General features: G+C 67.8%; 22 protein-coding genes. 13 read left to right on the top strand and 9 right to left on the bottom strand.

Going from position 1 to position 19,605, the window contains the following annotated elements; translation table 11 throughout:
• Window positions 1-14: 14 nt before the first annotated feature.
• Both NWFMUON74_RS31845 and NWFMUON74_RS31840 read right to left on the bottom strand, forming a co-directional pair.
• A complete protein-coding gene (locus tag NWFMUON74_RS31845) occupies window positions 15-440 on the bottom strand; it encodes a MerR family transcriptional regulator (RefSeq protein WP_187685407.1) in 426 nt (141 codons plus the stop codon).
• A gap of 61 nt (window positions 441-501) precedes the next feature.
• Entirely contained in the window at window positions 502-870 is a 369-nt protein-coding gene (locus tag NWFMUON74_RS31840; protein ID WP_187685406.1) for a VOC family protein, read from the bottom strand.
• 59 nt (window positions 871-929) lie between these two features.
• On the opposite strand from NWFMUON74_RS31840, the gene NWFMUON74_RS31835 reads away from it, so the two are divergent.
• Complete coding sequence (locus tag NWFMUON74_RS31835; protein ID WP_187685405.1) at window positions 930-1,130, top strand: hypothetical protein; 201 nt, start codon at window positions 930-932, stop codon at window positions 1,128-1,130.
• An 11-nt stretch (window positions 1,131-1,141) separates the two neighbouring features.
• On the opposite strand, the gene NWFMUON74_RS31830 is transcribed toward NWFMUON74_RS31835, so the two are convergent.
• Window positions 1,142-1,633 carry a SixA phosphatase family protein gene (locus NWFMUON74_RS31830; protein ID WP_187685404.1) on the bottom strand — a complete coding sequence of 164 codons (492 nt, stop codon included), beginning with the start codon at window positions 1,631-1,633 and terminating at the stop codon, window positions 1,142-1,144.
• Between the two features lie 191 nt (window positions 1,634-1,824).
• Here NWFMUON74_RS31830 and NWFMUON74_RS31825 point away from each other — a divergent pair, with 191 nt between their 5' ends.
• Complete coding sequence (locus NWFMUON74_RS31825; RefSeq protein WP_187685403.1) at window positions 1,825-3,492, top strand: FAD-dependent oxidoreductase; 1,668 nt, start codon at window positions 1,825-1,827, stop codon at window positions 3,490-3,492.
• Between the two features lie 108 nt (window positions 3,493-3,600).
• On the opposite strand, the gene NWFMUON74_RS31820 is transcribed toward NWFMUON74_RS31825, so the two are convergent.
• The 3 genes from NWFMUON74_RS31820 to NWFMUON74_RS31810 all read right to left on the bottom strand — a co-directional run bounded on the left by NWFMUON74_RS31820 (window position 3,601) and on the right by NWFMUON74_RS31810 (window position 6,042).
• On the bottom strand, window positions 3,601-4,374 hold the full coding sequence (locus tag NWFMUON74_RS31820) for an acyl-[acyl-carrier-protein] thioesterase (RefSeq protein ID WP_187685402.1): 774 nt from the start codon (window positions 4,372-4,374) through the stop codon (window positions 3,601-3,603).
• A 151-nt stretch (window positions 4,375-4,525) separates the two neighbouring features.
• Window positions 4,526-5,725 carry a lytic transglycosylase domain-containing protein gene (locus NWFMUON74_RS31815; RefSeq protein WP_187685401.1) on the bottom strand — a complete coding sequence of 400 codons (1,200 nt, stop codon included), beginning with the start codon at window positions 5,723-5,725 and terminating at the stop codon, window positions 4,526-4,528.
• Window positions 5,722-6,042, bottom strand: coding sequence for a WXG100 family type VII secretion target (locus tag NWFMUON74_RS31810; protein ID WP_187685400.1), 321 nt, complete (start codon window positions 6,040-6,042; stop codon window positions 5,722-5,724). Before NWFMUON74_RS31810 ends, NWFMUON74_RS31815 begins: the two co-directional genes overlap by 4 nt.
• A 120-nt stretch (window positions 6,043-6,162) precedes the next feature.
• Between NWFMUON74_RS31810 and NWFMUON74_RS31805 the strand changes: the two genes are divergently transcribed.
• The 3 genes from NWFMUON74_RS31805 (at window position 6,163) to NWFMUON74_RS31795 (ending at window position 9,577) form a co-directional block, all read left to right on the top strand.
• Entirely contained in the window at window positions 6,163-7,137 is a 975-nt protein-coding gene (locus tag NWFMUON74_RS31805; protein WP_187685399.1) for an NADPH:quinone oxidoreductase family protein, read from the top strand.
• Window positions 7,138-7,450: 313 nt separating this feature from the next.
• Window positions 7,451-8,446, top strand: a complete 996-nt coding sequence (locus tag NWFMUON74_RS31800) for a phosphotransferase (RefSeq protein ID WP_187685398.1) — start codon at window positions 7,451-7,453, stop codon at window positions 8,444-8,446.
• Window positions 8,447-8,455: 9 nt separating this feature from the next.
• On the top strand, window positions 8,456-9,577 hold the full coding sequence (locus NWFMUON74_RS31795; RefSeq protein ID WP_187685397.1) for a winged helix DNA-binding domain-containing protein: 1,122 nt from the start codon (window positions 8,456-8,458) through the stop codon (window positions 9,575-9,577).
• A 15-nt stretch (window positions 9,578-9,592) separates the two neighbouring features.
• Here NWFMUON74_RS31795 and NWFMUON74_RS31790 read toward each other — a convergent pair whose 3' ends face one another.
• Entirely contained in the window at window positions 9,593-10,108 is a 516-nt protein-coding gene (locus NWFMUON74_RS31790; protein ID WP_187689543.1) for an Lrp/AsnC family transcriptional regulator, read from the bottom strand.
• A gap of 134 nt (window positions 10,109-10,242) precedes the next feature.
• On the opposite strand from NWFMUON74_RS31790, the gene hppD reads away from it, so the two are divergent.
• The 8 genes from hppD to NWFMUON74_RS31750 all read left to right on the top strand — a co-directional run bounded on the left by hppD (window position 10,243) and on the right by NWFMUON74_RS31750 (window position 17,607).
• Entirely contained in the window at window positions 10,243-11,469 is a 1,227-nt protein-coding gene (gene hppD, locus NWFMUON74_RS31785) for a 4-hydroxyphenylpyruvate dioxygenase (RefSeq protein ID WP_187685396.1), read from the top strand.
• A 30-nt stretch (window positions 11,470-11,499) separates the two neighbouring features.
• The gene (locus NWFMUON74_RS31780; RefSeq protein WP_187685395.1) at window positions 11,500-12,027 is read left to right on the top strand and encodes a DUF3558 domain-containing protein; all 528 of its coding nucleotides are present in this window, start codon (window positions 11,500-11,502) and stop codon (window positions 12,025-12,027) included.
• 8 nt (window positions 12,028-12,035) lie between these two features.
• Window positions 12,036-12,587 carry a DUF3558 domain-containing protein gene (locus NWFMUON74_RS31775; RefSeq protein ID WP_187685394.1) on the top strand — a complete coding sequence of 184 codons (552 nt, stop codon included), beginning with the start codon at window positions 12,036-12,038 and terminating at the stop codon, window positions 12,585-12,587.
• 319 nt (window positions 12,588-12,906) lie between these two features.
• Window positions 12,907-13,281 carry a 30S ribosomal protein S12 gene (gene rpsL / locus NWFMUON74_RS31770; RefSeq protein ID WP_014353064.1) on the top strand — a complete coding sequence of 125 codons (375 nt, stop codon included), beginning with the start codon at window positions 12,907-12,909 and terminating at the stop codon, window positions 13,279-13,281.
• A 1-nt stretch (window position 13,282) separates the two neighbouring features.
• The gene (gene rpsG / locus NWFMUON74_RS31765) at window positions 13,283-13,753 is read left to right on the top strand and encodes a 30S ribosomal protein S7 (RefSeq protein ID WP_187685393.1); all 471 of its coding nucleotides are present in this window, start codon (window positions 13,283-13,285) and stop codon (window positions 13,751-13,753) included.
• 218 nt (window positions 13,754-13,971) lie between these two features.
• On the top strand, window positions 13,972-16,074 hold the full coding sequence (fusA, locus tag NWFMUON74_RS31760) for an elongation factor G (RefSeq protein WP_187685392.1): 2,103 nt from the start codon (window positions 13,972-13,974) through the stop codon (window positions 16,072-16,074).
• Between the two features lie 96 nt (window positions 16,075-16,170).
• On the top strand, window positions 16,171-17,361 hold the full coding sequence (gene tuf / locus NWFMUON74_RS31755; protein WP_187685391.1) for an elongation factor Tu: 1,191 nt from the start codon (window positions 16,171-16,173) through the stop codon (window positions 17,359-17,361).
• A 114-nt stretch (window positions 17,362-17,475) separates the two neighbouring features.
• Window positions 17,476-17,607, top strand: coding sequence for a DUF433 domain-containing protein (locus tag NWFMUON74_RS31750; protein WP_187685390.1), 132 nt, complete (start codon window positions 17,476-17,478; stop codon window positions 17,605-17,607).
• Window positions 17,608-17,767: 160 nt separating this feature from the next.
• On the opposite strand, the gene NWFMUON74_RS31745 is transcribed toward NWFMUON74_RS31750, so the two are convergent.
• Together NWFMUON74_RS31745 and NWFMUON74_RS31740 are read right to left on the bottom strand one after the other, a co-directional pair.
• Window positions 17,768-17,935: a hypothetical protein gene (locus tag NWFMUON74_RS31745; protein WP_187685389.1), complete on the bottom strand. Its 168-nt coding sequence runs from the start codon at window positions 17,933-17,935 to the stop codon at window positions 17,768-17,770.
• A complete protein-coding gene (locus NWFMUON74_RS31740) occupies window positions 17,932-19,578 on the bottom strand; it encodes a hypothetical protein (RefSeq protein WP_187685388.1) in 1,647 nt (548 codons plus the stop codon). The genes NWFMUON74_RS31745 and NWFMUON74_RS31740 overlap by 4 nt, the downstream gene beginning before the upstream one ends.
• Between the last annotated feature and the right edge of the window lie 27 nt (window positions 19,579-19,605).

Below are 19,605 nucleotides of genomic sequence, written 5' to 3'. Positions count from 1 at the left end.
GACTCGGGCGCGGACTAGACCGCGGGGCTCATCGCGGCCACCCGGCCCTCGTACATGGTGATCTTGCGGTCCAGCACGGCCAGGGTCTGATTCAGTTCGTCGATGCGCGCCAGCACGCCGTCGCGGGTGTCGCGGAACATCTGCAGCCGCTGCGGCGTCGTCACGTCGCCCGCCCGGACCAGCTCGGCATAGTGCAGCATGTCGGCCACCGACATGCCGGTCAGCCGCAGGCAGCTGATCAGATGCAGCCAGTGCAGATCGCGATCGCTGAACCGGCGCTTACCGCCGGAATCGCGGCCGACGTAATCCATCAGGCCGATCCGCTCGTACCAGCGCAGCGTGTCCCGGCTCAGCCCCGAGCGTGCGGCGGCCTCGCCGATCGAATAGCGCGGCCGCTCGAACTCGGTCTGGTCGATGTCCTGCTGTACGGGAGCACCCATCGGTTCGCCTCCTGTTGTCCTACTGAGACGGTACCGACCTGGAGTGCACTCCAAGCAAGGGCTAGTTGTAGTTGGGCAGCTCCTGTACCGCCCACTTGTTGCCGTCGGGGTCGGTGAAGTAGGTGAACAGGCCCCAGCCCTCGTCCTTCACCGGCGTGGCCTGCACCCCGGCCGCGATCAGCTGCTCGTAGGCCTGCTGGGCGCTGGCGACGACCATCTGCATGCCCTCGACACTGCCCGGTGCGGCCTGGGTGATGCCGCGGCCGATACAGATCGAACATCCGGAACCCGGCGGCGTGAGCTGCACGAAACGGATGTCGTCGGAGGGGCTGTGGTCGTGGTCGGCATTGAAACCGATGCTGGTGTAGAACTCCTTGGCCCGATCGACGTCCGTGACGGGAATGGCGACGAGTTCGATTTTCCAATCCATGGTTCAGAGGGTCTCACCGAGCACCGACAGAAACCGGCGAACCGGCCTACTCTGGACGCATGGCCAAAGAGATCGATCGGATCAGGGCGCGTTCGGCCCTCGAGACGGTCAAGGAGAATCCGGTGATCGCCGCTATCGCGGCGGTGCCGGTGCTCATCGTTCTGGGTGTCGTCTGGGCACTCACCAACTGGTTCGTCGCGCTCGTGGTGCTCGTGCTGCTCGGTGCCGTCGTGGTGGTCCGCGGCAAGCTGCTGGGCTGACCCGTCGCCGTTCAGCGGGGCACGTGGAAGCGCGTCAGCTCGCCGGTGCCCGGATCGGCTTGCGCCCACGGCCGTTCGAACTCCAGCACGGCCAGGGCCGAGGTGGGGAACTTGCGGCTGAGGTCGGTGGCCGCGGCGGAGTCGCGGTTGGCGGCCAATTCCCAAGCGGTCCACGGGATTCCGGGGGAGTGTCCGATCAGCAGCAGCGTCCGCACCTTGTCGTCGCAGAGCTGGATCAGCTCGATCAGTGCGCGCGCCGAGGCCTCGTAGATCGACGGCTCGTAGTGCACCGGGGCGGTGAGGCCGGTGGCCGCCAGGGTTTCGCGGGTGCGCACCGAATCCGAGCAGCGCACCGCGTCGATCGCGGGCTGGGTGTCGCGCAGCCAGTCACCGGCCAGTCCCGCCTCGCGGCGCCCCCGCGGCGCCAGCGGCCGTTCGTGGTCGGCGACGCCCGGCGGATAGCTCGATTTGCCGTGCCGCATGAGGATCAGAGTCCACGCCATAGGCCTACCGTAAGCCGCAACCCGTATACCGGTGTGTTGCACGACACCCTCCTGAGCGGAGATACAGCTCACGCTCGAGGCACACTGATGGTGGTGTCACACCGTTGGCTCGTGGCCAATGGGTGTGACGCATGCCCCGTCCAACCCCCGGGCGGAGTACTGACCATGGATGTTTCGAGGATCTGCGAGATATGGCCTATGTGATCACGCAGCGTTGTTGCAACGACGCCAGCTGCGTACCCGAGTGCCCGGTCGATTGCATTCGTCCCACTCCGGAGCAACCCGAGTTCGCGACGACCGAGCAGCTCTACATCGACCCCGACACCTGCATCGATTGCGGCGCGTGCGTGGATGCCTGCCCGGTGGAGGCCATCTTCTCCGAGGACGATCTCTCGGCTTCCCTGGCGCGTTTCCGCGATATCAACGCGACCTACTTCCAGCGGCATCCGCTGGAGTCGAATTTCGATCCGCTGGTGACACCGGCGCGGCCGCCGAAGGAACTGGGCACGCTGCGCGTCGCGATCGTCGGCGCGGGCCCGGCGGCCTGCTACGCGGCCGAGGAACTGCTGCGGCGCGCCGATGTCGAGGTCGAGATGTTCGACCGGCTGCCCACCCCCTGGGGGCTGGTGCGCGCCGGTGTGGCGCCGGACCATCCGGGCACCAAGACGGTGTCGGGCATGTTCGAGAGCGCCTTCCGCCGCGACACCCTGCAATACCACCTGAATGTCGAGGTGGGAACCCACATTTCGCACGAGGAGCTGCTGGCACACCACCACGCGGTGATCTACGCCGTCGGCGCGTCCACCGATCGGCGGCTGGGTGTGCCCGGCGAGGATCTGCCCGGCAGTCACTCCGCCACCGAGTTCGTGTCCTGGTACAACGGGCATCCCGACTACGCGGACCGCACCTTCGACCTGTCGGGGGAGCGCGCGGTCATCGTCGGCAACGGCAACGTCGCCCTGGACGTGGCGCGGGTGCTGACCCTGGACCCGGACGAGCTGGCCAAGACCGACATCGCCGACCACGCCCTGGACGCGTTGCGTAACAGCAACATTCGCGAGGTCGTGGTACTGGGCCGGCGCGGGCCGCTGCAGGCGGCCTACACCTCGCCGGAGTTCCTGGCGCTGGGCTACCTGAAGGGGATCGATGTGATCATCGATCCGGCCGAGCTGGAGCTGGACCCGGGCAGCCGGGCGCTGCTGGACGATCCGGACGTCGAGCCGTCGTTGCAGCTGAAATACGCACTGGCCCAGGAGTACGCGGCCAAGACGCCCAACCCGGCACATAAGCGCATCGTGTTCCGCTACCTGACCTCACCGTCCGCCGTCACCGGTACCGACCGGGTCGAGGGTGTGGAGTTCGTGCACAACGAACTGGTCTCCGCGGACGGCCGGGTCACCGCCCGTGCCACCGATCGCACCGAGTCGCTACCGGCGTCGCTGGTGCTGCGGTCCATCGGCTATCGCGGCGAACCGGTGGCGGATCTGCCGTTCGACGAGGCCACCGGGATCGTCCCGAACGAACACGGCCGCGTCGTCGTCGACAGCGCGCACCTGCCCGGCGTGTACGTCTCGGGCTGGATCAAGCGCGGCCCGCGAGGTGTCATCGGCTCCAACCGGGTCGACGCCCAGGAGACCGTCGAGCAGTTGCTCGACGACTTCACCTCGGGCAAGCTGACCGCCCCGCAGGCCGACCGGGGCGCGCTGAAGGCGCTGCTGGCCCAGCGGCAGCCCGATCTGGTGGACCGCGAGGGCTGGAAGGCCATCGACACCGCCGAGAAGTCCGCGGGCAAGTCCGGCGGGCGCCCGCGGGTCAAGTTCACCACCCGCGAGGATCTGCTGAAGGCCGCGCGCGGCTAGCACGTGAACGGCCCTCGGCCGCCCGCAACCCGGGCCGGCCGAGGCCGTGCGGTGGTATCGGGCGAATGCGCCCCGCTGCCCGCCGTCGCCGGATCGTTGTCGGTCGCGTCAGCCGGCGAGCGGGCCGATGCGCACGGCTGTCGTCGTGGTGCCGCCGACCACGAACCACAACCGCAGCACCGGGTTGCCGGTACGGTCGCCGGGCTCGTAGCGGCTGCGCACGTTGATGTGCTCGCGCGAGAGCACCGGTGCCATGTACTCGATCACCGCGCGGTGCGGCCCGGCCACCAGCTTCGGGAAGTCGACCAGGAAGTGTTCCACCGCTTGCCAATACACCGCGTTGTTGACGTGGTTGAACTGGTCGATATCGGTGGTGCGCACCGGGAACGGCAGATCCGTATCCGACTCCGGCGGGGTGGCGTCGGTCAGCCACGGGCGCCAGCGCAGCCGGTGCTCGTCGGTGGTGCGGCCCAGATGGGCCAGGCCCTCGTCGCTGATTCGGGTGGGCATGTTGGTCGACTCGTTGATATTGATCCAGAAGCCCTCGGTCTCGATCAGGCCGCCGGCGTCGCTGGTGATCCGCACCCGCATATTCGTCCAGCGAGTCGACAGCGCCGAGCACCAGCGCAGCAACCGCACCCGGTCCGGCCACAGAATCGGGCGCACCACATCGATGACGGTGCGGCGCACGATCCAGCTCGGATCGGTGCGATGGAAGAAGCTGGACTGCAAGTCCTCCCAGGCGATGTCCTGCAGATAGCGGGCCACGGCATCCAGCCGCAGCCGGCTGTACGGATCTACATCGCCAGCCCGGACGGGCCACGCCGAGGCGAAGCCCAAGCCCTCCTGGGGAAGCGGGGCGAGTGGCTGATCGAATGACACTGGTGCTCCTCGCGCCGCACGGTGTGCGGCGTTTTCGTGCGGTGCTGTCTGTGCATGACTTTACGGGTCGCACGTCACACCGTTACGTCGAGATGGTTCTACTCACACGTAGCGAACGACCGCTCCGGCGGGCGTCCGCTGTGGATGCTGATCAGTAGCCGACATAGCCGCCGCCCCCGCGCATGGCCGCGATACCGGGCACGTTGTCCAAGGAGCCGTAGCGATCTATCGAGTATCTGGACGCGGCGATGATGTTGTCGACCGGATTCCAGATGTCCTCGTGGCCAGCCACCTTGTAACTGTTGAAGGTGCTGTCGATGGTCTGCATCAGGCCCTTCGACGGGTGACCCGCGGCGGCGTTGCTGTCCCAGTTGTTGATCGCGTGCGGGTTGCCACCGGACTCGTGCTCGATGATGGCGGCGATGATCGCCGCGTCGGAATCCTTGATGTCGTAGCCCTGCTCGCGCAGCACGCGGATGGCTTCCCTGATCCACTCCGCCTGCGTGCCGGTGGGCATCGGGCCGACCGGGCCACCCGACGACCCGGAGGCGAGCCCACCGGTGTACGACGTGCCGCTGTGCGAGCCGCCGCCGTGGTAGGCGGCGCCGCCGCCGTGCGAGTTGTTGCCCAGCAACTGCGAGGACGGGTTGCCCGAGTGCGAGACCGGGGCGGCGGCGACCGGCGCGGTTGCGGCCGGGGCGGTCGGGGCGGGGGCGGTCGGGGCGGGGGCCGGGGTCACGCCACCGGCGCCCGTTACGGGATCGCCCAGTCCGTTGTGGGCCTGGTCGACCGCCGCCTTCGCGCCGTTGAGCGCCGTGACCGCGGCCTCCGCCACCAGCTCGGCCTGCTTCAGCGCGTTGGTGATCTCGGTCTGATAGGTCGCGGCCTTGTGGTCCTCCTCCAGTTTATTGCGCTGGACCTCGTCGGGTTTCAGACCGGTTTGGTTGTCCCAGTAGGTCTTTCGCGCGTTCGCGGTGACCACGCCGTTGTCCGCTACCTCGAAACCGTCCGGCGGCGGGGTCTCGTCGGTCGGGTGCAGGGCGCGGTCGCGGGCGTCCAGGACGGCCTTCTTGGCATTGTTGAGGTTCTCGACCTGCTGGCTCAGGGCCGTCTGCAGGCCCAGCAGCGCCTGACTGACCGCGGACGCGCGCAGCTTCTCGGTGTCCATCCGCGTGTCGGCGGCCTGGGCGGCCGCGCCGTCCCACTTCTTGTCGGTGCCCAGCCGCTGGGTCTTGGTGATGCCGCCGAGCAGCGCCTGGTCCAGGTCGGTGCTCAGCTTGCCGACCGCGGTGGACGCGGTGGTCAGCTGGTCGGGCTGCCAGTTCTCGACATCCGGGATCGACAGCGTCATGGGTGCAGTCCGATCGTGCTGAGCTTGTCGCGGAACTCCTGGTCGGTGAGTTCCAGCGCCTTGCCCGCGTTCTGCACGCCGTCGGCGACCTTGACGAGGCGATCAGCGATCCGGTGCAGCGCCTTGTCGACCGTGTCCCCGGCCTGCCCGCACGCCGTGCTCCACAGCGTGCCCGGGAGCGCGCCGGCGGCGTCGGCCAGGCCGGATTGCAGATTGCCGATGGTCTCGGCCTCCCCGCGCAGGTCGCTCGCGAACGTTTGCAGCGCACCGACATCCACGCGCACCGCGGCGACCGGCGGATCGTTCGGCCCTGCCATGAGTCCCCCTCATCAGCTCAGCTCAGCGGCCTCGAGCTTAACAAAAGCCGGTCCCGTGGACAGCCACATGCGAAGACCGGTTAACTTAGTGGCGAGCAGCCGCGACAGAGAGGTCGATACATGCGTGCAGCGCAGGTGAGCAGACTCGACGGGCCGCAATCCATCGAGATCGTCGACATTCCGGAACCGGCGGCGTATCCGGGCGGGGTCGTGATCGACGTGCACGCTGCCGGGGTGGCGTTTCCGGACGTGCTGATGACTCGCGGCCTGTACCAGATGAAACCCGAACTGCCGTTCGTGGTCGGCGGCGAGATCGCCGGGGTGGTGCGATCCGCGCCCGAGGGCGCGCACGTGCGGGCGGGCGATCGCGTGCTCGCGCTGACGATGCTCGGCAACGCGATGGCCGAGGTGGCGGTGTCGCCTGCGGAGATGGTGTTCAAGCTCCCCGACAACATCTCGCTGGAGGCGGGGGCGGGCATCCTGTTCAACGATCTGACCGTGCACTTCTGCCTGCGCACCCGCGGGCGGCTGGCCGCGGGCGAGACGGTGCTGGTGCACGGCGCGGCCGGCGGCATCGGCACCTCGACGCTGCGGCTGGCCGCGGCGCTGGGCGCGGGCCGGGTGATCGCGGTGGTGAGCACCGAGGCGAAGGCGGACGTGGCGCGGGCCAACGGCGCCACCGATGTGGTGCTCGCCGAGGGCTGGCTCGCCGCGGTCAAGGAACTGACCGGCGGCCGGGGCATCGACATCGTCCTCGACCCCGTGGGCGGCGACCGCTTCACCGACAGCATCCGCTCCCTGGCCCCCGCCGGTCGCGTGCTGGTCGTCGGCTTCACCGGAGGCGACATCCCGACGGTCAAGGTGAACCGCCTGCTGCTGAAGAACGCCGAGGTGATCGGCGCGGGCTGGGGCGAATGGGTCCGCACCCACCCCGGCTACCTCCAGCAACAGTGGGCCGAGGTGGAACCCCTCCTGGCCCAGGGCAAGATCCCCCCGCCCCAACCCACCCTCTACCCCCTCGACCGCGCCGCCGAAGCCGTGGCCGCCCTCGACAACCGCAGCGCGACCGGCAAAGTCGTGGTCACCCTGCGCTGAGCGGAACATCCGGTCGGCGTCCTGGTCACTCTGTGTCGAGCGGAAGGTGTCCGGTGGGCGTCGTGGTCACCCTGGGTCGAGCGGGAGGCGTCCGGTGGGCGTTGTGGTCACCCTGGGTCGAGTGGAAGGTGTCCGGTGGGCGTCGTGGTCACTTTGCGTCGAGTGGGAGGCGTCCGGTGGGGGTCGTTGGTCGCTTCGGGTCGAGTGGGAGGCGTCCCGTGGGCGTCGTGGTCGCCCTCCGTCGAGCGGAAGGTGTCCGGTCGGGGCGGAAATGGGTCGTGGTGTGTCGGAGGGGAGATTTATGCTGCCGGGCATGCTGACACCGCTGATCGGGCTGCCGGACGAGATGCTCGTCGCCGTGCTGGGCGGGCGGTGGGGGTTCGAGGTGGCGTCGCTGGAGTACGCGCCCCTCGGGTTCGGCAGCCATCACTGGCGGGTGAGCGGGGTGGGCGGTCGGCGCTGGTTCGTGACGGTGGACGAGCTGCGGCCGCGAACGCTCGGGGAGCCCTCGGCAGCGGCATTCGAGCGGTTGCGTGCGGCGTTGGCGACCGCGCGGCAATTGTCCGCCGGCGGCCTGGATTTCGTGGTCGCGCCGATTCCGGATCGCGACGACGAGGTGGTCGCGCGGATCGGTGAGCATTACGCTGTCGCCTGCTACCCGCTGCTGGCGGGGCGGCAGTTCGCGTGGGGTGAGTTCCGTGACGACGCGCATCGCCGTGCCGCGTTCGACATGATCGTCGCGGTGCATTCCGCACCCGTCGCGGCCGTGGCGCGGGCCGACGACTTCACCGTCGCGCATCGCGACGAGTTCGATTGGGCGCTGGCGGGGGAGCGCGTGGACCGCGGCCCGTACGCCGAGCCGATGGCGGAACTGATCGCGTCCGCCGCCGACGAGATCCGGGCGGCATGGCGGCGCTACGACGACCTCGCCGTCACGGCACGGACAGCCGATCCGGTACTGACACACGGCGAGCCGCATGCGGGCAACACGATGCTCACTCCGGAAGGCTGGCGCCTGATCGATTGGGACACAGCGCTTCTCGCCCCGCCCGAACGCGACCTCTGGGACCTCGATCCCGGTGACGGCTCGCTGCTGCGGGACTATGCCGCCGCCACCGGAGTGACTCCGCGCCCCGATCTGCTCGACCTGTACCGCCTGCGCTGGGACCTCACCGACGCGGCCGAATACGTCCACCGCTTCCGTCACCCGCACACCGACTCGGCGGACGCCGCCGAATCCTGGAAAGGTCTGTGCGAGAACATCTCTCGCCTGACCGGCGCCGCACCCGCGCGCGCCACCACATCGTGAGAGGCCGCCGTGACCACTGATGTCGTCTCGAACCGGGTACTGAACCGGACCCTGCTGGCCCGGCAGCACCTGCTGGAACGCACGACGCTGACGGTGCCGCGGCTGTGCGAACACCTGGTCGGCCTGCAGGCCCAGGACGTGCCGCCGCCGTTCATCGGGTTGTGGAGCCGGGTACGCGATTTCGTTCCCGACGCGGTGTCCGCGGGGCTGCTGGATCGGTCATTGGTGCGAATCACCTTGATGCGCGGCACGATTCATCTGGTGACCGCCGCCGATGCGGTCCGCATCGCCCCGCACATCCAGCCCGAACTCGAAAAGGTGCCGTTCCGAAAGGGTTTCAACTACGGCGCGATGGTCGGCCTGGACCCCGAGACGGTGCGCGCCAGCGGCGAGCGGGTGCTCGGGGACGAGCCGATGTCGGCGGCCGAGCTGAGAGCGCGTGCGGCCGAGCTGTTTCCCGACCGCGACCCCGGCGCCGTGGTGCAGACCTGGCTGTATCAGCTGCCGGTGCTGCAGACGCCGCCGCGGGGCCTGTGGAAGAACAACAGCCGTCCGGTCTGGTCGCGCATCCAGCCCTGGCTGGGCACCGAACTGGATCCCGGCTACCCGCTGGAAGAGCTGGTCCTGCGCTACCTGCGGGCCTTCGGCCCGGCGTCCACCATGGACGTGCAGACCTGGTCGCGGCTGCTGGGCATCAAGGAGGCCGTCGACCGGCTCGGCGAGCGCGTGCGCACCTATCGCGACGAGCGCGGCCGCACCCTCTACGACGCCGCCGACGCCGAACTCGCCGACCCGGATCTGCCCGCGCCGGTCCGCTTCCTCGGCTGGTACGACAACCTCTACCTCTCCCACCAGGACCGCAGCCGCGTGGTGACCGACGGCGCCGCGCCCCCGCTGCAACGCTCGGCGACCCAGGTCGCGCCGATACTGGTCGACGGCTACCTGGCCGGTATCTACAAGGTCTGCACCGATCGCGAGCGGGCCCGGCTGCGCATCGCGCCGGAACGCGCCTGGTCGCCCGCCGAGCGGTCGGCCGTCGAGGCCGAGGGCGCCGCACTGCTGGACTTCCTGGAGCCGGAACGGGCCGCGAGCGTGGAGATCCTCGCACCCGGGGCGAATCTCAAACCCTGAGGTGACCGGCGGCGTTCACGGATGGCGGTAGGCCGGGGCCTTGCTGGTCCCGGCGGGCGTGAGCGTGCGCAGCAGCGGCAGGGTGCGGTGCGGCACCACCGTCGACAGCACGATCACGCTGTGCGACCGGACCACCGCGGCGCTGCGGTCGATACTCAGCAGCACCGACTGCAATCCGGTGTGCGAATCCGCGCCGATGCGGCACAGCACATCCCCCGAGCCCGTGGTGGCGTAGGCCTCCAGCACGCCGGGGATGGCCTCCAGATCGGCGGCCACCGCGTCCAGCGCGCCCTGCGCGATCTCCAGGGTGACGAACGCCTGCACGTCGAAACCGGCTGCGGTGACGTCGATCTGGGGATCGTAGGACGCGATCACGCCGGACTCCTCCATCCGGGCGATGCGCGACTGAACCGTCGCGCGGGCGACGCGGGTGCGCCGCGACAGCTCGAGGATGCCCGCCTTCTGGTACTCGTGCATGGCGGCCAGGATCGCCAGATCCAGCTCGTCCAGCCGCGCGGCGGTGCGTGCCATCGTCGTCTCCGTCCGTGTCGTCATCTATTCAAATTGTCCAGCATGGACCCCGTTCCGGTGACGCGATTCGCCACGATGTCTACCGAATTTCGGCGATATTGCTCAGCACGGCTCCGGACGGATTTCCTGGATGAATGACAGCCGAGCACACCGATGTCGCGACCCGGCGCGGAGGAGTGGAACGGAACGGGGCGGCCCAGCCCGCCGAGGCGGACCTCCGCCGGTTGATCGGCCTGGTCGACCACGACACCCGCAGCGACCCTTTCCCTGTCCTCGGGTGGGACGCGCTGGTGTGGGTGGTCGGCAATGCCACCCAATGCGCGCACTATCTGGAGTCGGCGTTCGGGATGCGGCTGGAGGCGTACGCCGGGCCCGAGACCGGTACTCGTGATCACAAGTCGTTCGTGCTGCGCAGCGGCAGCGCCAGATTCGTGCTGCAGGGGGCCGTCGATCCGGCGAGTCCCCTTGTCGCGCACCATGATCGGCACGGCGACGGCGTGGTGGACATCGCGCTGGAGGTGCCCGACGTCGACCGGTGCGTGGCCTGGGCGCGCGCCCGCGGCGCGACCGTGCTCACCGAACCGCACGACGACACCGACGAATTCGGCACCGTCCGGTCCGCCGCCCTGGCGACCTACGGCGAGACCCGCCACACCCTCGTCGACCGTTCCCGCTACGACGGGCCCTATCTGCCCGGCTACGTCGCCAGGCGGTCGGGCTTCGAACCCCGCGACGGCGCCCCGCGGCGGCTGTTCCAGGCGATAGATCACGTCGTCGGCAATGTCGAACTCGGCCAGATGGATCGATGGGTCGAGTACTACCGCCGCGTCATGGGTTTCGAGAACATGGCCGAGTTCGTCGGCGACGACATCGCCACCGACTACTCGGCGCTGATGAGCAAGGTGGTCGCCAACGGCAACCACCGGGTGAAGTTCCCGCTCAACGAACCGGCGGTGAGCCGCCGCAAGTCCCAGATCGACGAGTACCTGGAGTTCTACCGCGGTCCGGGCGTGCAGCACGTCGCCCTTGCCACCGGCGACATCCTGGCCGCCGTCGACGCGCTGCGTCGCGAGGGCGTCGAATTCCTGGACACCCCCGCCACCTACTACGAGGACCCCGAACTGCGTGCCCGGATCGGACACGTGCGAGTCCCGGTGGAGCAGTTGCGGTCTCGCGGCATCCTGGTCGACCGCGACGAGGACGGCTACCTGCTGCAGATCTTCTGCAAACCCCTCACCGACCGCCCCACGGTCTTCTTCGAACTCATCGAGCGCCACGGCTCGCTCGGCTTCGGCAAGGGCAACTTCAAGGCCCTGTTCCAAGCGATCGAACGCGAGCAGGAGGCCCGGGGCAATCTGTGAAGTGCCGCTCCGCCCAGTACAGTCGCCTTCATGCGGATCACGTCGGCGATCGTCACGGGGATGGCCATCGCAGCGTTGCTCACGGCGTGCGGGTCGGACGGTTCGGACGACGAGACTCCGGCCGTGCGGCCGCCGACCCGAGTGGCGACGCTGGGCCCGTTCACGGGGGAGTGCGGCAACCTCACCGACGACGAGGTGCGCACTCTGGGTCAACTGCCGCAGATATCGCGGTCGTTCAAGAATTCCGTCGGCTGCAACTGGCAGTCGGCCGGCGCGAGCTCGGCGAGTGTCACCTTCGCCTCCTATCGGGGCAGCCCGATCGAGCGGGAGCGCGCGTGGGTGACCGCGCAGAATCGCAATCCGGAGAGCATCGAGGTCGCCGGGCACAAGGGCTTCCAGGACGCCACGCCCGACGGCAGCATCTGCGATCTGGCGGTGCAGCTCGGCGACGACTTCTTCGAATGGTCGACCTCCGCGGGCCTGTTCGGTCAGATCGGCGTCGACCCGTGCGTGAAGAACCGGAAGATGGCCGAGCTGACCGTGCAGCGATTGAAGTGAGGGGCGGCATGAGCGTGCGAACGGGAGCGCGGGCGGCGGCGGTCTGCGCGGTGGCGGCGGCCGCGGCGCTGACGCTGGGCGGATGCGGCCGCACCGTGCCGGGCGCCGCCGAGCCCGCGGGCAGCGGCAGCTCGGTCAACATGAACTTCGACAAACTGCTGCGCGAATGCGATGTCGTCAAACCCGAGGACATCGCGAAGTCGACCGGCGCGCAGGACGCGTTGAGCTCGTTCAACGGCGCGGTGTGCATGTGGGATCTGCTCGGCACGCCCGGCGGCGACGGCATGGCCACGCTGAACTGGTACGAGATCGGCTCGCTGCCGAACGAGAAACAGAACAACGACCGGCTCGGTTACACCACCACCGACATCACCGTGCAGGGACGCCGCGCCCTGCAGGTGCATCGGCCGGGTGACGCGGACTCCTGCGGTGTGATGGCCCCGGCGGCCGACACCGGTGTCATCGGGTGGTGGGTGAACTATCGGACGGGATCGGGTCATCCGGATCCGTGCGAAGGAGCCAGGAAACTGGCAGAGTTGACGTTGAACCTGGCCCGCTGAATCACAAGCTCGACAACCCGATATCGCGACCCGGCGCCGTGCCTCGCCTACCACGGGGTACCCGCTTTTGCCCCCCGCCGCGCCGACGGGTATCGTGGATCGCTGTGCCCGGAAGCTAGCGGGCAGGTTCGTGTGCAGGACGTAAGCCAGCGAGAGCGGCCGACCGTTTCAGCGTGCCCGGAAATGTAGGCATGCGATGCGCGCGACACGCCCGACCTCGGGACGCGAGGAACGCGGATCCGGGCGGGCGGGTGAAAGCTCGATGACGCACACGTGAAGAACTCCAGACACCTGGTTACTGAATAAAGAAAGCCGGTATATGCCAACCATCAACCAGCTGGTCCGCAAGGGTCGCCGCGACAAGGTCGCGAAGACGAAGACCGCGGCCCTGAAGGGGAGCCCGCAGCGTCGTGGCGTGTGCACCCGCGTGTACACCACGACCCCGAAGAAGCCGAACTCCGCGCTGCGCAAGGTCGCGCGTGTTCGCCTGACCAGCGCGGTCGAGGTCACGGCCTACATCCCCGGTGAGGGCCACAACCTGCAGGAGCACTCGATGGTGCTCGTGCGCGGTGGTCGTGTGAAGGACCTCCCGGGTGTGCGCTACAAGATCATCCGCGGTTCGCTCGACACCCAGGGTGTGAAGAACCGCAAGCAGGCCCGCAGCCGCTACGGCGCCAAGAAGGAGAAGAGCTGATATGCCGCGCAAGGGCCCCGCACCCAAGCGTCCGCTGATCAACGATCCGGTCTACGGGTCGCCGCTGGTGAGCCAGCTGGTCAACAAGATCCTGCTGGACGGCAAGAAGTCGACCGCCGAGCGGATCGTGTACGCCGCGCTGGAGCAGGCACGCGAGAAGACCGGCACCGACCCGGTCGTCACCCTCAAGCGCGCGCTCGACAACGTGAAGCCCTCGCTCGAGGTGAAGCCCCGCCGCGTCGGTGGCGCGACCTACCAGGTGCCGGTCGAGGTGCGTCCGGGCCGCGCCAACACCCTGGCGCTGCGCTGGCTGGTCAACTTCTCCCGGCAGCGTCGCGAGAAGACCATGGTCGAGCGCCTGGCCAACGAGCTGCTCGATGCCAGCAACGGTCTCGGCGCCTCGGTGAAGCGTCGCGAGGACACCCACAAGATGGCCGAGTCGAACCGGGCCTTCGCGCACTACCGCTGGTGAGTCGGCTCCCGGGTCTCCGGAGCGGTGCTCCGCATTGGGCACTGTCAAGGAACGGCGCCGGGAGGCGAGTCACAGTCGGGCGTGGCGCCGCGGCACTTCGAGGCCACGCCCGACGTTGAAAAAGTGATGGCCTCTGGGCCTCCGAAACGGAGCCAGGGTCGTTCCCGAAAATCCCAACTGAGCTGAGAGTCTCACAAGACAGAGCGGGGAAGATTTCCGTGGCACAGGACGTGCTCACCGACCTCAACAAGGTCCGCAACATCGGCATCATGGCCCACATCGATGCCGGCAAGACCACGACAACCGAACGCATTCTCTTCTACACCGGCATCACCTACAAGATCGGTGAGGTCCACGACGGCGCGGCCACGATGGACTGGATGGCTCAGGAGCAGGAGCGCGGCATCACGATCACGTCGGCCGCGACGACCTGCTTCTGGAAAGACAACCAGATCAACATCATCGACACGCCGGGCCACGTCGACTTCACCGTCGAGGTGGAGCGATCGCTGCGCGTTCTCGATGGCGCGGTTGCGGTCTTCGACGGCAAAGAGGGCGTTGAGCCGCAGTCCGAGCAGGTCTGGCGGCAGGCCGACAAGTACGACGTCCCGCGCATCTGCTTCGTCAACAAGATGGACAAGCTGGGCGCCGACTTCTACTTCACGGTTCAGACCATCAAGGACCGCCTCGGTGCCAAGCCGCTGGTCATCCAGCTGCCGATCGGCGCGGAGAACGACTTCGAGGGCATCGTCGACCTGGTCGAGATGAACGCCAAGGTCTGGAAGGGCGAGACCAAGCTCGGCGAGTCCTACGAGACCACCGAGATCCCGGCCGACCTGGCCGAGCGCGCCGAGCAGTACCGCCAGGAGCTGCTCGAGGCCGTCGCCGAGTCGGACGAGGAGCTGCTCGAGAAGTTCCTCGGCGGCGAGGAGCTCACGGTCGAGGAGATCAAGGGCGCCATCCGCAAGCTGACCGTGAACTCGGAGCTCTACCCCGTGCTGTGTGGCTCGGCGTTCAAGAACAAGGGCGTGCAGCCCATGCTCGACGCCGTGATCGACTACCTGCCCAACCCGCTGGACGACGGCGGCACCGACGGCCACGTCCCGGGCAACGAGGACGAGATCCTGCACCGCGACGCCGACACCACCGAGCCGTTCGCGGCGCTGGCGTTCAAGGTCGCGAGCCACCCGTTCTTCGGCAAGCTGACCTACGTGCGCGTGTACTCCGGCAAGGTCGCCTCCGGCGCTCAGGTCGTCAACTCGACCAAGGGCAAGAAGGAGCGGCTGGGCAAGCTGTTCCAGATGCACTCCAACAAGGAGCAGCCGGTCGACGAGGCCCAGGCCGGGCACATCTACGCGGTCATCGGCCTGAAGGACACCACCACCGGTGACACCCTGTGCGATCCGCAGAACCAGATCGTGCTGGAGTCGATGACCTTCCCGGACCCGGTCATCGAGGTGGCCATCGAGCCGAAGACGAAGGCCGACCAGGAGAAGCTGGGCACCGCCATCCAGAAGTTCGCCGAGGAGGACCCCACCTTCAACGTGAAGCTGGATCAGGAGACCGGCCAGACCGTCATCGGCGGCATGGGCGAGCTGCAGCTCGACATCTACGTCGACCGGATGAAGCGCGAGTTCAAGGTCGAGGCCAACATCGGCAAGCCGCAGGTGGCCTACCGCGAGACCATCACCAAGGTGGTGGACAAGCACGAGTACACCCACAAGAAGCAGACGGGTGGCTCCGGCCAGTTCGCGCGCGTGATCATCGCCCTCGAGCCGTTCAAGGGCGAGGACGGCGCGACCTACGAGTTCGAGAACAAGGTCACCGGTGGTCGCGTGCCCCGCGAGTACATCCCCTCGGTGGATGCGGGCATCCAGGACGCCATGCAGTACGGTGTCCTCGCTGGTTACCCGCTGGTCAACCTGAAGGCGAAGCTGCTCGACGGCGCCTACCACGAGGTCGACTCCTCGGAAATGGCGTTCAAGATCGCGGGTGCGCAGGCGCTGAAGGAAGCGGCCCGCAAGGCCGGTCCGGTGATCCTCGAGCCGTTGATGGCCGTCGAGGTCACCACGCCCGAGGAATACATGGGCGACGTGATCGGCGACCTGAACTCCCGGCGTGGCCAGATCCAGGCCATGGAGGAACGCAGTGGTGCCCGTGTCGTCAAGGCGCTGGTTCCGCTCTCGGAGATGTTCGGCTACATCGGTGATCTGCGGTCGAAGACCCAGGGCCGGGCGAACTTCTCCATGGTGTTCGATTCGTACGCGGAGGTTCCGGCCAACGTGTCGAAGGAGATCATCGCCAAGGCGACCGGCGAATAGTCGGTCACGTACGACCCAATCCCCGTGTAAGCGGGGGTGACCCTTAAAAACCGCACTGCTGCATAGCAAGCACCAACAAGTCCAGGAGGACATCAAGTGGCGAAGGCGAAGTTCGAGCGGACGAAGCCCCACGTCAACATCGGCACCATCGGTCACGTCGACCACGGCAAGACCACGCTGACGGCGGCTATCACCAAGGTTCTGCACGACAAGTACCCGGACCTGAACCAGAGCTTTGCGTTCGACCAGATCGACAAGGCTCCGGAGGAGAAGGCTCGCGGTATCACGATCAACATCTCTCACGTCGAGTACCAGACGGAGAAGCGGCACTACGCCCACGTCGACGCGCCGGGCCACGCCGACTACATCAAGAACATGATCACCGGTGCGGCCCAGATGGACGGCGCCATCCTCGTGGTCGCCGCCACCGACGGCCCGATGCCGCAGACCCGTGAGCACGTGCTGCTCGCCCGTCAGGTCGGCGTGCCCTACATCCTGGTCGCGCTGAACAAGTCGGACATGGTCGACGACGAGGAGATCCTCGAGCTCGTCGAGATGGAGGTCCGCGAGCTGCTGGCCTCGCAGGAGTTCGACGAGGACGCTCCGGTCGTCCGCGTTTCCGGCCTGAAGGCGCTGGAGGGCGACGCGAAGTGGGCCGAGTCGATCGTCGAGCTGATGAACGCCGTCGACGAGTCGATCCCGGACCCGGTTCGTGAGACCGACAAGCCGTTCCTGATGCCGATCGAGGACGTCTTCACGATCACCGGTCGTGGCACCGTCGTCACCGGTCGTGTCGAGCGCGGCATCATCAACGTCAACGAGGAAGTCGAGATCACCGGCATCCGCGAGAAGACGCAGAAGACCACGGTCACCGGCGTCGAGATGTTCCGCAAGCTGCTCGACCAGGGCCAGGCCGGCGACAACGTCGGTCTGCTGCTGCGCGGCCTCAAGCGTGAGGACGTGGAGCGCGGCCAGGTCGTCATCAAGCCGGGCACCACGACTCCGCACACCGAGTTCGAGGGCCAGGCGTACATCCTGTCGAAGGACGAGGGCGGCCGCCACACCCCGTTCTTCAACAACTACCGCCCGCAGTTCTACTTCCGCACCACCGACGTGACCGGCGTCGTGACCCTCCCCGAGGGCACCGAAATGGTCATGCCGGGCGACAACACCGAGATGAGCGTCAAGCTGATCCAGCCCGTCGCCATGGAAGAGGGCCTGCGTTTCGCGATCCGTGAGGGCGGCCGCACCGTCGGCGCCGGCCGCGTCACCAAGATCGTCAAGTAAGACCAGTTCTTACTGAAAGGGCCGTTCCCCAAGGGGGACGGCCCTTTTCGCGTGCGGTGGTGTTTCGGATCCTGTTCGTCGAAGTTGGCAGCTGCCAGTGAGTATGATTGCGCTGTGTCCAGAATTACGTTCGATCCGAACCAGCTCGGTGGACGTCCCTGCATCCGCGGTATGCGAATCCGCGTGAAGGACATTCTCGAACTTCTGGCCGCCGGTGAGACAGAGGACTCGATCCTCGAGGACTAGCCGTATCTGGAGCGGGAAGACATCCGCGCGTGCCTGGCATTCGCCTGCCTGGCATTCGCCGCAGCCGAGGCGGATCATCCGATTCTCCGGACCGCCTCTTGAACTTCCTCATAGACGCACAACTTCCACCGGCGTTGGCCCGTGTGCTCGTCGCAGAAGGTCACGACGCGGCCATGTGTGCGATATCGGGATGACGACTGCCTTCGATCTCGAAGTGTGGGATGAGGCGGCTCAGGAGCGGGAACTGCTCGAAAAAGGTACTGCTGGAAGCTTTCTTGCCGATTCTGCCGACGGTGGTCGAGCTGTTGGGTGCCGGGGAGTCGATCATCGAGATTCGGTGACGGGTTCGGTTGCGGCTAATAGGGCTTCGGCGAACTGGCGCATTTGGTCGGTGCCGCCGAACCAGGCGGAGACGAGGTCTACGGCCACGGTGCGGGTGCGGTGGGCGGCCTGGATGAATTCGGTGAGGGAGAAGTCACCGGATTCGGCCTTCTTCGCGATCGTTTCCAGGTTGCTGCTGGTGAGCAGGAGGCGCATGACGAGGTGGATGTCGATGGCGGTGGGGGAGTCCTCCGCGGGTGAGGTGTGGCGGTGGGCGCTGCGCCGGGCGAGGGGCGGCTCCGGAGCGCGGCGGGCCGGTTCGGAGTCGTCGCGATGGGCGGCTTCGGTGCGCGTGGGAGTTCGACGCCCGCTCGCGTCGGAATTCCGCGTGGGGATGGGGCCTGTTTTCGGGGCGAGGGTGTCCTGCCGGGCGGCGGCGGATTCGGCACGGGAAGGTAGCGCGTTCGGCCGGGACGCCGCGGAATCCGTTCGCGCCGAGAGCGTTTCCCGTCGAGCCCCGGCGGACTCGGTCTGCGACGAAAGAGAATCCGAGCGGGAAGCGCCGGATTCATTACGCGGCGACAGGGCATCCGCCCGCCGCGCGCCCGCCGATTCGCCCGCGGACGAATACGAGTTCTGCTGTGGCGCCGCGGGCTCGCCGGAAAGCCCGTACGAGTTCTGCCGCGCTTCAGCTCCACCAGCACGTGTGTATGAGTTCTGCTGAGCCGACAGCTCGCCGGACCGTGGGTACGAGTTCTGCTGCGACCCCGAGGGTTCACCGGAAGACATGTGTGAGTTCTGCTGGGCCGCCGAGTTTTCGGCGGAGCGGGCGTACGAGTTTTGCTGGGGGACTGGCGGTTCGCCGGAGAGCGCGTACGAGTTCTGCTGTGTCGGGGCAGGCTCACCGGAAAGCGTGTAGGACTTCGACTGGGATGCAGCGGTTTCCTGGGAAAGCATGAACGAGTTCTGCTGGGCTGCCGAGTTTTCGGCGGAGCGGGTATACGAGTTCTGCTTGGGGGCCGAGTTTTCGGCGGAGGGGGCGTATGAGTTTTGCTGGGGGGCCGGGGGTTCGCCGGAGAGCGCGTACGAGTTCTGCTGGGTGGGAGCCGGTTCGCCGGAGAGGGGGTAGGAATTCTGCCGGGGTGCCTGGGGGTCGGTGGGGAGGGTGTACGAGTTCTGGTGTGGTGCGGCGGATCCGTTCGTGGGGGTGAAGGAGTTCTGGTGGGACAGCGCGGATTCGGTGCGGGGGATGCTCGACTCCGTCCGGGGCGTGATCGAGCCGGTGCGGTGGTCGGCGGCGGCGCGCGGGCCCGGGGAGTCGGCCTCCGGACGCCGCAGGCCCGGATCGGTGGGCGTGCTGGCCGATTCCGGCCGGATGGTGACCGCGTCGGGTGCCGACATGAGCGACTCCGGCGGCCCCGCCTCGGCCGCCGGAGCGCTGGACCGGGTTGCGGCATTGGCCCATTGCGTCGCGAAATCCGGCGGATTCCACTGCAGTTCCGGCCCGAACGGACTGCGCCCGGCGGTGTCGATACCGGTGAGGCCGTTCACCGGCGCCGGGACCGAATCGTTGGCCGGGTGGGTGAGGCGAGACCCCTCCGGCCGTTTGCGATTGGGCTCCCCGAAGCTGGCGAAATCGGCATCCGTCATAGCCGCCATGCTATCCCCGTGTCATGA

It is taken from the genome of Nocardia wallacei (assembly GCF_014466955.1).
In the GTDB taxonomy this organism is placed as follows: Bacteria; Actinomycetota; Actinomycetes; order Mycobacteriales; family Mycobacteriaceae; genus Nocardia; species Nocardia wallacei.
This window is presented reverse-complemented; position numbering and strand designations above follow the sequence as displayed.

Bases quoted from the DNA above. Each gene is read 5' to 3' on its own strand.
- NWFMUON74_RS31845 (WP_187685407.1), bottom strand. From the start codon at position 440: ATGGGTGCTCCCGTACAGCAGGACATCGACCAGACCGAGTTCGAGCGG.
- NWFMUON74_RS31840 (WP_187685406.1), bottom strand. From the start codon at position 870: ATGGATTGGAAAATCGAACTCGTCGCCATTCCCGTCACGGACGTCGAT.
- NWFMUON74_RS31835 (WP_187685405.1), top strand. From the start codon at position 930: ATGGCCAAAGAGATCGATCGGATCAGGGCGCGTTCGGCCCTCGAGACG.
- NWFMUON74_RS31830 (WP_187685404.1), bottom strand. From the start codon at position 1,633: ATGGCGTGGACTCTGATCCTCATGCGGCACGGCAAATCGAGCTATCCG.
- NWFMUON74_RS31825 (WP_187685403.1), top strand. From the start codon at position 1,825: ATGGCCTATGTGATCACGCAGCGTTGTTGCAACGACGCCAGCTGCGTA.
- NWFMUON74_RS31815 (WP_187685401.1), bottom strand. From the start codon at position 5,725: ATGACGCTGTCGATCCCGGATGTCGAGAACTGGCAGCCCGACCAGCTG.
- NWFMUON74_RS31810 (WP_187685400.1), bottom strand. From the start codon at position 6,042: ATGGCAGGGCCGAACGATCCGCCGGTCGCCGCGGTGCGCGTGGATGTC.
- NWFMUON74_RS31805 (WP_187685399.1), top strand. From the start codon at position 6,163: ATGCGTGCAGCGCAGGTGAGCAGACTCGACGGGCCGCAATCCATCGAG.
- NWFMUON74_RS31800 (WP_187685398.1), top strand. From the start codon at position 7,451: ATGCTGACACCGCTGATCGGGCTGCCGGACGAGATGCTCGTCGCCGTG.
- NWFMUON74_RS31790 (WP_187689543.1), bottom strand. From the start codon at position 10,108: ATGGCACGCACCGCCGCGCGGCTGGACGAGCTGGATCTGGCGATCCTG.
- hppD (WP_187685396.1), top strand. From the start codon at position 10,243: ATGACAGCCGAGCACACCGATGTCGCGACCCGGCGCGGAGGAGTGGAA.
- NWFMUON74_RS31780 (WP_187685395.1), top strand. From the start codon at position 11,500: ATGCGGATCACGTCGGCGATCGTCACGGGGATGGCCATCGCAGCGTTG.
- NWFMUON74_RS31775 (WP_187685394.1), top strand. From the start codon at position 12,036: ATGAGCGTGCGAACGGGAGCGCGGGCGGCGGCGGTCTGCGCGGTGGCG.
- rpsL (WP_014353064.1), top strand. From the start codon at position 12,907: ATGCCAACCATCAACCAGCTGGTCCGCAAGGGTCGCCGCGACAAGGTC.
- rpsG (WP_187685393.1), top strand. From the start codon at position 13,283: ATGCCGCGCAAGGGCCCCGCACCCAAGCGTCCGCTGATCAACGATCCG.
- NWFMUON74_RS31745 (WP_187685389.1), bottom strand. From the start codon at position 17,935: ATGATCGACTCCCCGGCACCCAACAGCTCGACCACCGTCGGCAGAATC.
- NWFMUON74_RS31740 (WP_187685388.1), bottom strand. From the start codon at position 19,578: ATGACGGATGCCGATTTCGCCAGCTTCGGGGAGCCCAATCGCAAACGG.